This window comes from Nocardia sp. NBC_00565, assembly GCF_036345915.1.
Lineage (GTDB): Bacteria > Actinomycetota > Actinomycetes > Mycobacteriales > Mycobacteriaceae > Nocardia.
Map to the genome: position 1 here is coordinate 644493 of NZ_CP107785.1, position 12869 is coordinate 657361.

The 12869-nt window shown below is 67.6% G+C and carries 10 protein-coding genes; 5 read left to right on the forward strand and 5 right to left on the reverse strand.

Annotation, left to right across the window (positions count from 1 at the left end):
* Positions 1–403: 403 nt before the first annotated feature.
* Positions 404–736, forward strand: coding sequence for a hypothetical protein (locus OG874_RS03320; RefSeq protein WP_330253648.1), 333 nt, complete (start codon positions 404–406; stop codon positions 734–736).
* 17 nt (positions 737–753) lie between these two features.
* Positions 754–2265 (forward strand): RNB domain-containing ribonuclease, encoded by a 1512-nt coding sequence (locus OG874_RS03325; protein ID WP_330253649.1) that lies wholly within the window; start codon positions 754–756, stop codon positions 2263–2265.
* Positions 2266–2325: 60 nt separating this feature from the next.
* On the opposite strand, the gene OG874_RS03330 is transcribed toward OG874_RS03325, so the two are convergent.
* The 5 genes from OG874_RS03330 to panB form a co-directional block, all read right to left on the reverse strand.
* Positions 2326–3261, reverse strand: a complete 936-nt coding sequence (locus OG874_RS03330) for a CHAD domain-containing protein (RefSeq protein ID WP_330253650.1) — start codon at positions 3259–3261, stop codon at positions 2326–2328.
* Positions 3262–3263: 2 nt separating this feature from the next.
* The gene (gene pip / locus OG874_RS03335; RefSeq protein WP_330253651.1) at positions 3264–4226 is read right to left on the reverse strand and encodes a prolyl aminopeptidase; all 963 of its coding nucleotides are present in this window, start codon (positions 4224–4226) and stop codon (positions 3264–3266) included.
* Positions 4226–4678 (reverse strand): hypothetical protein, encoded by a 453-nt coding sequence (locus OG874_RS03340; protein ID WP_330253652.1) that lies wholly within the window; start codon positions 4676–4678, stop codon positions 4226–4228. The genes pip and OG874_RS03340 overlap by 1 nt, the downstream gene beginning before the upstream one ends.
* A gap of 89 nt (positions 4679–4767) precedes the next feature.
* Complete coding sequence (locus tag OG874_RS03345) at positions 4768–5637, reverse strand: phosphotransferase (RefSeq protein ID WP_330253653.1); 870 nt, start codon at positions 5635–5637, stop codon at positions 4768–4770.
* Positions 5638–5644: 7 nt separating this feature from the next.
* Positions 5645–6499, reverse strand: a complete 855-nt coding sequence (gene panB / locus OG874_RS03350; RefSeq protein ID WP_330257157.1) for a 3-methyl-2-oxobutanoate hydroxymethyltransferase — start codon at positions 6497–6499, stop codon at positions 5645–5647.
* 285 nt (positions 6500–6784) lie between these two features.
* Between panB and OG874_RS03355 the strand changes: the two genes are divergently transcribed.
* From OG874_RS03355 to OG874_RS03365, 3 genes are all read left to right on the forward strand, one after another.
* Positions 6785–8320, forward strand: a complete 1536-nt coding sequence (locus tag OG874_RS03355; protein WP_442943270.1) for an alpha/beta hydrolase — start codon at positions 6785–6787, stop codon at positions 8318–8320.
* A 114-nt stretch (positions 8321–8434) separates the two neighbouring features.
* Positions 8435–9775: a type I glutamate--ammonia ligase gene (glnA, locus tag OG874_RS03360; RefSeq protein ID WP_330253654.1), complete on the forward strand. Its 1341-nt coding sequence runs from the start codon at positions 8435–8437 to the stop codon at positions 9773–9775.
* Positions 9776–9853: 78 nt separating this feature from the next.
* Positions 9854–12865, forward strand: a complete 3012-nt coding sequence (locus OG874_RS03365; protein WP_330253655.1) for a bifunctional [glutamine synthetase] adenylyltransferase/[glutamine synthetase]-adenylyl-L-tyrosine phosphorylase — start codon at positions 9854–9856, stop codon at positions 12863–12865.
* Positions 12866–12869 lie beyond the last annotated feature (4 nt).

A 12869-nucleotide genomic window follows, 5' to 3' on the forward strand; every position in this document is an offset into this window, starting at 1 on the left:
AAACGTCGCCTCCCGTGTGGTTAACGGAAGGCAACGAAGACCGCATCGGTATCGGTGAGGTCAGGTCGGGTTGATCATGAAGACCTGCGCCCAATACAACGCCTGCTCGGGGCCGAGCAGTGGCGCGAGGTAATCGAAAAGAAGCGTTGACATGAGTTGCGTAACTCCCAATTGTCGACGTACGGGACACTTGCGGAATGTGCGGGAAAGTTCGACCCCGCTACGCCGGGCAACCCTAGCAGCCGGGGTGTGGTACCGCCGCGTCGGCGTGTCCGGCATGGCGATTCGGACGGTACTGGCCTAGAACGTGAGCGACGTCATAGAGTAGGCGCCGTTGGTAAGCCCCGTTGCCGGGATACCACGAACCTCACATTCTCCGATCACGGAAGCAGGTCTCAACTTTATGCGGATTGTTCGTTCACTGGTCGCCGGTGCGCTGATCGCCGGGGCCGCATCGGTTTTCGCCGTGCTGGGTGCCGGCTCCGCTTCGGCGGTCGCGGTCACCCCGCTGGCGGGTGGGGTCAAGGTCGATCTCAGCCCGGCCGACACCGCTTGGGTGGCCCAGAACCATTTCGGGCAGACCATCGCTGGTCTGCCGCATCCGTCGGCGGCGTCGTTCGGCGAGGCGCTGGACGCCGCGGCGGACGTATCCTCCAACGTCCCGGGTGGCCGGGTGACCTTTACCGTGTACGGCCCGCTCAATGAATTGAACGGCACCATGCTGGCACTGCAGTAGAGCCCGACTGCGGCAGCGTGGAACTCCACCAGCGGATCATCTCGGCACCGGTCGATTTCGGTGCCATTCGATCCGAATTCGGGTTGACCTCGGCGTATCCCGCCGAGGCCACCGCGGCGGCCCGCGACGCGATCGACGCGTTCGCGGGCATTCGCGGTGATCACACCGATATTCCCTTCGTGACCATCGACCCGCCCGGTGCCATGGACCTGGACCAGGCGGTGCATATCGAGCGCACCTCTTCCGGCTTCACTGTGCATTACGCGATCGCCGATGTCGGCGCCGTAGTCGACCCCCTCGGCCCATTGGCCGAGGAAGCGGGCGTGCGCGGTCAGACCTTCTACCTCCCCGATGGCGCCGTGCCGCTGCATCCGCCGATCCTGTCGGAGAACTCCGCGAGCCTGCTGCCCGAGCAGACCAGGCCCGCCGCGCTGTGGACCATCGAATGCGATGAGAACGCCGAACCGCGGCGGTTCTCGGTTGTTCGGGCCACTGTGCGCTCCAGGGCCCGGCTCGACTACACGAGCGTCCAGGCCGACGCCGACGCGAACCGCCTGCATCCCTCGATCGCGGCCCTGCCGGAATTCGGCACGCGGCGCATCGAGGCCGGGCTGGCGCGCGGCGCGATCGGGCTGCGCCTGCCCGCCCAGAGCGTGATTCGCGACGACAACGTCGACGGACACTGGCGGCTGGTGGTGGAACCGCGCACCGCCGCCGACGACTGGAACGAGCAGATATCGCTGCTGACCGGCATGTGCGCGGCCCGAATCATGTTGAACGGCACCGACGGTGCACCCGCTGCGGGTGAACGCATCGCGCTGCTGCGGACCATGCCGCCGCCCAGCGAATCGGCGATCGATTCGATGCGCAGGACGGCCGCGGCGCTCGGGGTCGACTGGTCCGCTGATCAGTCTGTCGGACGGATGCTCGCGGGGTTGGACCCGAATGCGCCCAAGACGATGGTGCTGATGTCGGAAGCCACCGGACTGCTGCGCGGCGCCGCCTACACCGTGCTGGACGGCGAGCCGCCGGAGGATGGTTCGCAATCCGCCAAGCCGAACGGTCGCGCGCGCTCGACGAACGGCGCACCTTCCCCGAACAACCTGCGGCACAGTGCGATCGGCGCGCCCTACGCGCATGTCACCGCACCGCTGCGACGGCTCGCCGACCGGTTCGCCACCGAGATCTGCCTGGCCCGCTGCGCGGGAACCGAAGTGCCGCAATGGGTCCGCGGCGGACTGACGCCCACCGCCGAATCGATGAAGCGCAGCGACAGCATCGCGGGCAAGGTGGAACGCGCCTGCATCGATCTGACCGAAGCCACACTGCTCGCCGAGCGCAGCGGCACCGTCTTCGACGCCGTAGTAGTCCGCGAAGCCAACGGCAGCCGCCCCGCCGAGGTCTTCGTCGCCGCCCCACCCGTTGTCGGTCCCTGCGCCGGCGCACCCCCGGAAGGAGCAAAGGTCCAGGTCCGCTTGATCGCCGCCGACCCAGCAATCCGCAAGATCAGCTTCGGCTATCCGATCTGAGCCGACGGCGGTCACGCCGCGTCAGCGAACCTCTGAACCCGTACCGAACCGCGTTGTGACTCACGCAGAAACAAAGGCTGCCGCGGCGGGGTATTTGGCCAGCGCTTCGCCCGCGGCGATTTCCTCGGCATCGGCCAGCAGGGCATAGATGGTGGCGTTGACTCCGGTGGCGTGGGTTTCGTCGGCGCGCGCCAGGATCGCTTCACGGGATTCGACCGCGTCGCGGTGGTCGCCGAGGACGGTTTGCAGGCGTTTGGCCTCGTTGCCGAGATCTTTTGCGGGACTGCCGAGTACGTCGATCGCGCCCTCGCAGGAATAGCGAAGTCGTTTGGCGCCCTTGCGGATATCGTGCAGCAGTTCGACGCGTTCTTCGGGGGAGACGGCGGGTTCGGCGTAGACGAGTCGCCGCAGTCGCTTGCGGTCCTTGCGCAGGATGCGTTCGAAGACTTCGGCAGCGGGCTGGTTCGACTTGGCGGCATCCAGGGGTGGTTCGGTGCGCCAGGCCGAAAGACGGTGGCGCAGGGTGTGATAGCGGTGCTTGTCGAGGGCGTCGAGAATGTTTGCGTGCGCCCGCGCGTACCGGTCGCGTTCCGCGCCGACCAGCTCGGTGCGCACGTACTCGGTGGTGCCGGGCACGTAACCGTTTCCGGCGGTCTTCGAGGTGCCGGCGGCCGCGGATTCCGTTGCGAGCCGGGCGAATTCATCCTGCGGCGCGTGTGCGGCGAGCAGCGCCGCGAACCGCTCCGCGCGCACTTCGGCGTCCCGGGCGACGCCGAGCAGATCCGCCAGCCATTTCAGCTCTTGCTGCATTTCGGCGATCGGCGATGGTTCGAAGAGCGTGCGGTAGGAGCGCAGCACACTGCGCAGCCTGCGCGTCGCGACCCGCATCTGGTGCACCGAATCCCAGGCGTCGGCGCGGACGTCGGGTTCGGCGGCCAGCAGCCGGTCGACGTCGTCGCGCAATGCCCCGACGATGGCGTTTCCGGCCGTGACCATGATCAGCTCACTTTCGCGAATCCGTCGGTTGCCTCGACGAGATGGTGGGTGATGCCGGGTTCGTTCGCGGCATGTCCGGCGTCGTCGACGATGTGCAGTACCGAACCGGGCCAGGCACGGTGCAATTCCCAGGCACTGGTCGCCGGGCAGACAATGTCGTGGCGACCCTGCACGATAACGGCCGGGATGTGGGCAATGGTACCGATATCGCGCAGCAGCTGCCCCTCGTCGAGGAAGCCGGCGTTGACGAAGTAGTGGTTCTCGATCCGGGCGAAGGCGAGCGCGAAGCGCGGCTCGGCGGTCTCCTCGACCCGATCCGGTTGCGGCAGTAGCGAACTCGTCGCGCCCTCCCAGGTGGACCAGGCGACCGCGGCGTCGCGCGCGACCTGCTCGTCGGGGGAGTGCAGCAGCCGGTGATACACCCGCACCAGATCGCTATCGCGTTCGGCTTCGGGCACCGGGGCCAGGAACTTCTCCCACTGGTCCGGATAGACGTATCCGGCGGCGCCGTTGTAGTACCAGTCGATTTCCTTGCGCCGTAACAGGAAGATGCCGCGCAACACCAGTTCGGTGACCCGGTCCGGATGTCGCTGCGTGTAGGCCAGCGCGAGTGTCGAACCCCACGAGCCGCCGAACACCTGCCAGCGCTCGATGCCGAGGTGCTCGCGCAGCGCCTCCATATCGGAGATCAGATGCTGAGTGGTGTTGGTCTCGAGGCTCGCGCCGTCGGCGATATGCGGCGTGGACTGCCCGCAGCCGCGTTGATCGAAGAGCACGATCCGGTAGACCGCCGGGTCGAAGAACTGGCGGTGGAACGGCGCGGTGCCGCCGCCGGGGCCGCCGTGCAGGAATACCGCGGGTTTGCCGTCCGGGTTGCCGCTGACTTCCCAGTACACGGATTGGCCTGCGCCGACGTCGAGCATGCCCGTGTCGTACGGCCGGATCGGGGGGTAGAGGGTGCGCATCAGAAGGCGAGTCCCGAAGCGAGATCCTTCAATTCCAGTGCCTCGATCGCCTGCTGGTGCACATCGGCGCAGCTCTTGATGGTGATCCGGTCGATTATCGCCTTATCGGCCAGCACATGGCCGTTGATGCCGCCGTTGCGCAGTGCCCACTCGTGCACCAGCGCGTTGAGTCCGATCCGGCCCAATGTCGGGCCCTGCACCCGCCAGTTCGACAGTTCGGGGCGGATCATGTCGCAGAGCTGCGTTGCCGAGGCGTCGGAGATCTCCAGGCTGGTCGGTGCGGCGCCGGTGGTCTTGCCGGGCGCGGTGGTGGCGGTCGCCGATCCGGTGGTCGTGCTCGAGCTGCCGGTGGGTGCCGGGTTCGAGTCGCTCCCGCAGGCGGTCAGTGCCGCGGCGGCGAAAACGCCCGCCACCACCAGCGTGCTGCGTGAAATCCAACGGGGTTGCGGCATCGGTACCTCTGCTCGTGTCGACATTGTCGGTTTCGAGTCTGCCATTGTTTGCCGCGGGTGGCCCGCGCGAGTTTGCTGGAGATCGCGGATCAACCGTGGTCGTGCAAGCCCGAGCGCAGATCGTCCAGTAGACCTCGCAGAAACCGGGCGAAGCGCGGTGGTGTGGCATCGATGGTGCGCCATGGGTGCAGGGCGACCAGCGGGGCGAGCCGGTCGGCGAGTGCGATCTCGGCCTCGGTGACGGTCCCGGATCGCCGCCATCGGTCGAGGTATTCGGTGCGGTGCGGTCCACGCAGCACCCGCCAGGACAGCAACGGGTGGGTGAGCACCGCATCGCCCCAGTCGAACAGCAGGCCGGTGCCCACATCCGAATCGGTGAAGACATTGCCGGGCTGCAGATCGTTGTGTTCGATGCTCAGCCTGCCGAATTCGGCGAGCGCGGTGGCGGCCTCGGTGATCGCGCCGCCGAGGCCGGGCACGCGCGGCTCGAAGTGGCGGTAGACGGTGATCAGTTGGGGCGGTGGCAGATACGGCGTGCCGGTGGCGCGCAGCTCATCGATGTGGTCGGTCATCGCCAGCTGTAGGTCGGCATAGCGGCGGACCAGATCGGTCCACGCCGCCTCGGTGTCGCGGGCGGTGGGTCCGCCGTCCGGGCTGAGCAGCCAGCCGTGATCCGCCTGCACCGCAAGTGGTTCCAGGACGCTGCCGGGCCGAAGCCGGGCCAGCGCCAGCAGCAGCGGACCCTCATGGGCGCAGGCGCGCGAGTTGGCCTTCAGCCACATCGGACCCGCGTCGGTCGGGATGCGCGCGATCAATGACCATGCGCGGCGGCGGGTTTCCGCGGGCGCCCCGGTGATCGTGATCCCGCGGTCGGTGAGAACGCCGGCGGCCCAGTCGAGTATGGGCGCGAGCGGCTGGCCGAGCAGTGCCGCGGGCGCGTGCACCGCTCGACCGGTCATTGTGAACTCAGAAGCTGTGTTCGGGGCCGGGGAAGGTCCCGCGCCGTACCTCGTCGGCGTAAGCGACCGCGGCGGAACGCAGTTCATCGCCGACATTGCCGAACCGCTTGACGAACTTGGCGGTCTTGCCCGAGGTGTAGCCCGCCATGTCCTGCCAGACCAGCACCTGGGCGTCGCATTCATGGCCCGCACCGATGCCGACCGTCGGAATGGTGAGCTTGCGGGTCACCTGTCCGGCCAGTTCGGCGGGCACCATCTCCATCACCACGGAGAACGCGCCGGCCTCCTGGACCGCGATGGCGTCGGCGACGAGCTGTTCGGCGCCGTCGCCGCGCCCCTGCACCCGGAAACCGCCGAGGGTGTTGACGCTCTGCGGGGTGAAGCCGATATGCGCCATCACCGGGATACCGGCCGAGGTGATCAGCGCGATCTGCTCGGCGACCCGCTCACCGCCCTCCAGTTTCACCGCGTGCGCCCCGCCCTCCTTCATGAACCGGGTCGCGGTCGCCAGCGCCTGCTGCGGCGAGGACTCGTAGGTGCCGAACGGCAGATCGGCCACCACCAGCGCGTGCGGTGCGCCGCGGACCACACCGCGCACCAGCGGGATGAGTTCGTCGATGGTGATCGGCACGGTGGTGTCGTAGCCGTAGACGACATTCGCCGCGGAGTCGCCGACCAGCAGCACCGGAATCCCGGCCTCTTCGAACAGCCGGGCGGAGGAGTAGTCGTAGGCGGTCAGCATGGACCAACGCTCACCGTCGGACTTCATCTGCTGCAGATGATGCACCCGCGTCTTGCGCTTGGCCGCCTTTGGGGCAGGGGCAGCACCGTAGGCAGGGGTTTCCGAATCGGATACGGACATCATCGTCCCTTTCATGGTTGTCGCCTCGAGGCCCGTTCGGGTCCCCGGGTTTGTATGACGAATCCAGTGTGCACCTCCTGCACGGCCTGCTTAAGGCCATGTGCGGTGCAATTGGTCACATCGCAATGCCATCGCGACGCCTGATTTCGCACGAACATCGGTAACTCGTCGGGTACGCCCAGGACTTATCGCGCCCCCGACTGTCGGTCCGGTGGCCAAGGTTCGAGGCACTTACGACCGGCAAAAGTTTCGGGGAGGCGGGGGCGCCATGCCAGGATCGTCGACATGTCATTGGTGCGGAGTGGTCGTGGGTTGCTGGTGGGGGTGGCGCTGGCGATGGTGGTGGCCGGGTGCACGGTGTCCAAGAACGAGCCGGGCCAACCGCTACCCGCACCGCCCGCGGGCTTGGAGAAGTTCTACAGTCAGACGGCGAACTGGGGTTCCTGCGACGGTTTCGGCTCCGCGGACGATCCCCTCGCGCCCAAAACCGAGTGCACGCGCATCTCCGTGCCCGTCGACTACACCAAGCCCGACGGCGCGACTGCGCAGATCGCGCTGGCCCGAATCCCGGCCAGCGGCAAGCGGATCGGTTCGCTGCTGCTGAACCCGGGCGGGCCTGGGGTGTCCGGTCTGTCGATGTCGGCCATCGCGGGCAAGACCGCGTTGGCCGAGCGTTTCGACCGGGTCGGCTTCGATCCGCGCGGCGTCGGCTCCTCGACCCCGACCATCGCCTGCTTGACTCCGCAGCAGAACGACGCCGAACGAGCCGAGCCGCCGAGCGACAACACCCCGGAGGGCATCACCGCCGCCGAGGACGAGAACCATCAGTTCGTCGACCACTGCGTGCAGCGCACGGGCACCGAGTTCCTGGCCCATGTCGGCACCCGCGAGGTGGTCCAGGACATGGACGTGATCCGCGCCGTACTCGGTGACCCGAAGCTCAGCTACCTCGGCTACTCCTACGGCACCAAACTCGGCTCGGCCTATGCCGAGAAGTTCCCGGACAACGTGCGCGCGCTGGTGCTCGACGGTGCGGTGGACTCCTCACAGGACCCGGTGCAGGAGTCGCTGCGGCAGGCGGCCGGGTTCCAGAAGGCCTTCGACGCCTACGCCACCGACTGCGCCAAGCAGGCGGACTGCCCGCTGGGCACCGATCCGGCCCGGGCCGTCGCCAACTTCCGCGCGCTGGTGAATCCGCTGGAAACCAAGCCCGCCTCGACCACCGATCCGCGCGGGCTCAGCTACGGCGACGCCGTCACCGGCGTACAGCAGGCGCTCTACTCCGACGATTTCTGGCGGGTGCTCACCCTCGGCCTGTCCGAATTGCGCGACGGGCGCGGTGACACGCTGCTGAAGCTCGCCGATCTCTACGACGGTCGCCGCGACGACGGCAGCTATGACAACACCCAGGAGGCGTTCAACGCGATCCGCTGCGTCGATGATCCGAGCATCGATGATCGGGCGGTGACGGGCCGCCAGGATGCCGAGTACCGCAAGGCGGCCCCGTTCCTGGACGACGGCCGCGGCACCGGCGCCGCCCCGCTGGAGTTGTGCGCGACCTGGCCGGTGCCCAATACCAGCGAGCCGCACAAGATTTCCGCGCCCGGGCTGCCGAAGACGGTGGTGGTGTCGACCACCGAGGATCCCGCGACGCCCTATCAGTCCGGTGTCGATCTGGCCAACCAGCTCGGTGCCGCGCTGATCACCTTCCGGGGCACCCGACACACCGCGGCATTGGTTGCGGGCGACCAGTGCCTGGACGACACGGTGATCTCCTACCTCACCGATCTGCAGGTTCCGGAGGCCGGATTGACCTGCTGACGCGCCCTCACGATGCGATCTTGCCGGGTGTGCGATTCATTCCGAATGACGGGATTGCAATCCCTAAGCGTGTACGTAACACGGATTTAACGCCGGGTGCTTACGCTCGGCGACATGGATCGCCAGAAGGAATTCGTGCTGCGGACGCTCGAAGAACGGGATATCCGCTTCGTGCGTCTCTGGTTCACCGATGTTTTGGGCTATTTGAAGTCCGTTGCCATCGCCCCCGCCGAACTAGAGGGCGCCTTCGAGGAGGGCATCGGCTTCGACGGCTCGGCCATCGAGGGCTTCGCCCGCGTGTCGGAGGCGGACATGGTCGCGCGGCCGGATCCGTCGACCTTCCAAGTGCTGCCGTGGTCCACCAGTAAGGGCCACCAGCACTCCGCGCGCATGTTCTGCGACATCACCATGCCCGACGGTTCGCCGTCCTGGGCGGATCCGCGCCACGTGCTGCGCCGCCAGCTGAACAAGGCCGCCGACGTCGGCTTCAGCTGCTATGTGCACCCAGAGATCGAGTTCTTCCTGCTCGAAAACGGCCCGCGGGACGGCTCGGACCCCCGTCCCGCCGACAGCGGCGGTTTCTTCGACCAGGCCGTGCACGACTCCGCCCCCAATTTCCGTCGGCACGCGATCGACGCGCTGGAGTCGATGGGCATCTCGGTGGAGTTCAGTCACCACGAGGGCGCGCCCGGTCAGCAGGAGATCGACCTGCGCTACGCCGACGCGCTGTCGATGGCCGACAACGTGATGACCTTCCGCTACCTGATCAAGGAAGTGGCCATCGACGAGGGTGTGCGCGCGACGTTCATGCCCAAGCCGTTCGCCCAGTACCCTGGCTCGGCCATGCACACCCACATGAGCCTGTTCGAGGGCGAGGCCAACGCCTTCCACGATCCGGACGATCCGATCAACCTCTCGGAGACGGCGCGCGCGTTCATCGCGGGCATCCTGGAGCACGCGCCGGAGATCAGCGCGATCTCCAACCAGTGGGTGAACTCCTACAAGCGGCTCATCCACGGCGGCGAAGCGCCGACCGCGGCCTCGTGGGGCCGGTCCAACCGCTCCGCGCTGGTGCGGGTGCCGATGTACACCCCGAACAAGTCCTCCTCGCGCCGCGTCGAGATCCGCAGCCCAGATTCGGCCTGCAACCCCTACCTGACCTTCGCGGTGCTGCTGGCCGCCGGTCTGCGTGGCATCGAGAAGGGCTACACACTGCCGCCCGAGGCCGAGGACGACGTGTGGTCGCTGACCGCCGCCGAGCGTCGCGCCATGGGCTTCCGCGAGCTGCCCGGCACGCTGGACGAGGCCCTGCAGGCGATGGAGCGCTCGGAGCTGGTCGCCGAGACGCTCGGCGAGCACGTATTCGACTTCTTCCTGCGCAACAAGCGCCGGGAGTGGGCGGACTATCGCAGCCAGGTGACACCGTACGAGCTGAAGGAGTACCTCGGCTTGTGACGCTCTAAACGGCTACGTTTACGCGTCTTTCCCACCGGCCTTGCTGGCAACAGATGATCGGGCAACTAAGTTGGACTTATGGTCCGGCCGCCGTCTGCTCGTTCAGCTGTCCCTGGTGTCGGTCGGCTCGGATTGCTCGAGCCGACCGCCGCCGTATCGTTGCGAGAGTTGGCGTGGGACAACATCGACAGCATTCCGGTGCTGTGGGCGTTGTCGCGCGCGCCGGATGCCGATCTCGCACTGCTGACCCTGACGCGGCTGCGGGCCGCGCTGGGCGAGGAGTGGCCCGAGCTGGATTCGACGCTGCGGGTTGATAGTGCGTTGCGCGGCAGGCTTTTCGCGCTCATCGGATCGTCGAGCGCCTTTGCCGATCATCTGGTCGCCGATCCGGCCGCGTGGCGAATTCTGCTGCGGGACAAGCTACCTGCGCGCGCGGAGCTGATCGCGGATCTGCTGGCCGCCGTGCGGGCGGTGCCTGTGGCGAGTCCGAATCCGGATGCGCTGCTGTACCGGGCCGAGATATCTGGTCCGGAGGCAGTTCCGTTGCTGCGCAATCGGTATCGTGATCAGCTCATGCTGTTGGCCGCGCTGGATCTGGCGGCGACCGTGGAGAACGAACCGGTGGTGCCATATCAGGTGGTCGGCCGTCATCTCACCGATCTGGCCGATGCGGCATTGACCGCCGCGTTGGCGGTGGCGGTGGCGCGGGTCTGCAAGGACGAGCCGGTTCCGGTGCGGCTGGCCGTGGTCGCCATGGGTAAGAGCGGTGCGTGCGAACTCAACTACGTCAGCGATGTCGACGTCGTCTTCGTCGCCGAGCCCGCCGATGCCACCGCGACCCGGTTGGCGGCCGAGATGATGAGCGTGGGCAGTGCGGCCTTCTTCGAGGTCGACGCGGCGCTGCGGCCCGAGGGCAAGGCGGGCGCGCTGGTGCGCACGCTGGAGTCGCATGTCGCCTACTACAAGCGGTGGGCCAGGACCTGGGAGTTCCAGGCGTTGCTCAAGGGGCGTCCGATGACCGGCGATCTGGCGCTGGGGGAGCAGTACCGCGATGCGCTGATGCCGATGGTGTGGACCGCCTCCGAGCGTCCCGATTTCGTCGCCGACGTGCAGTCGATGCGGCGTCGGGTGGAGGATCTGGTCCCCGCCGATCTGCGTGAGCGCGAACTCAAGCTCGGGCACGGCAGCTTGCGTGATGTCGAATTCGCCGTGCAGCTCTTGCAATTGGTGCACGGCCGGGTGGACGAGACGCTGCACGTGCAGGGCACCGTCGAGGCGCTGACCGCATTGGCCGCCGGCGGCTACATCGGGCGCGACGACGCCGCGAACCTCACGGCCTCTTACGAATTCCTGCGCCTGCTCGAGCATCGGCTGCAGTTGCAGCGGCTCAAGCGCACCCACACCCTGCCCGCCGCCGATGACGAAGAGGGGATGCGCTGGCTGGCCCGCGCCGCGCACATCCGCCCCGATGGCCGGCAGGACGCGGTGGGTGTGCTGGCTAACGAGATTCGCCGTAATGCGGTGCGGGTGCGGCGATTACACGCCAAGCTCTTCTATCGTCCGCTGCTGGAATCGGTCGTGAAGCTGGAACCCGACGCACTGCGGCTGAGCCCGGACGCGGCTATCCGGCAGTTGGCGGCGCTGGGCTATATCGCGCCGGAGAACGCGCTCGGGCATCTCAAGGCGCTCACCGGCGGGGTGTCGCGCAAAGGCCGGATTCAGGCGCTGCTGTTGCCGACGCTGCTCGAATGGCTCGGTGACACACCGAATCCCGATGCCGGACTGCTCGCCTACCGGCGGGTGTCGGAGGGGCTGGACGATCAGATCTGGTTCCTGCGCGAGTTGCGCGACGAGGGGGCGATCGCGCAGCGGTTGATGATCGTGCTCGGTTCGTCGGAGTATCTGCCGGATCTGTTGATCAACGCGCCGGACACCATTCGGATGTATGCCGATGGACCGGGCGGGCCGCTGTTGCTCAGCCCGCAGCCCGAAGACGTTGCGCGCGGGATCCTTACGGCGGCGGCGCGCTATGAGGATCCCAATCGTGCGGTGGCGGCGGCACGTTCGCTGCGCAGGCACGAGTTGGCGCGTGTCGCCTCGGCCGATCTGCTCGGCATGCTGGATGTGCCGCAGGTGTGTCGTGCGCTGTCCTCGGTGTGGGTCGCGGTGCTGGAAGCCGCACTGCGCGCGGTGATCCGAGCCAGCGAGGCCGAACTCGGCGAGCCGGCACCGGCCGATTTCGCGGTGATCGGGATGGGTCGCCTCGGCGGTATGGAACTGGGCTACGGGTCCGATGCCGACGTACTGTTCGTCTGCGATCCGCGGCCCGGTGCGGACGAGACCAAGGCCGTGAAGTGGGCGATCAGCGTCGCGGAGAAGGTGCAGCGGATGCTCGGCGCGCCGAGCACCGATCCGCCGCTGCAGGTCGATGCCGGGCTGCGGCCGGAGGGCCGCAATGGTGCGCTGGTGCGCACGCTGGCCGCCTATGCCGCCTACTACCAGCAATGGGCACAGCCGTGGGAGGTGCAGGCGCTGCTGCGCGCGCATCAGGTGGCCGGGGACCAGGAACTCGGTGTCCGGTTCCTGCACACCGTCGACAAGGTGCGCTATCCGGAGGGCGGGGTGTCGAGTGAGGCGGTGCGCGAGATCCGCCGGATCAAGGCGCGGGTCGATGCCGAACGCCTGCCGCGCGGTGCGAATCCGGCGACCCACACCAAGCTCGGGCGCGGCGGCCTGGCCGATATCGAGTGGACCGTACAGCTGATGCAGCTGCGCTACGCCCACGATGTGCTCGGCCTGCACAACACCTCGACACTGGAATCCCTGAACGTCATCGAGCAGACGAAACTTCTTGATACCCAGGATATTTCGCTGCTGCGCGAGGCCTGGCTGACGGCCACCAAGGCGCGCAACGCCCTGGTGCTGGTACGCGGCAAGCCCGCCGACCAGCTACCCGGCCCGGGCCGTCTACTATCGGCCGTCGCGCGGGTGGCGGGCTGGCCGAACGATGACGGCAGCGAGTTTCTCGACAACTACATGCGCGTCACGCGGCGGGCGAAAGCGGTGGTCGAGCGCGTCTTCGGGGGCTGAGCAG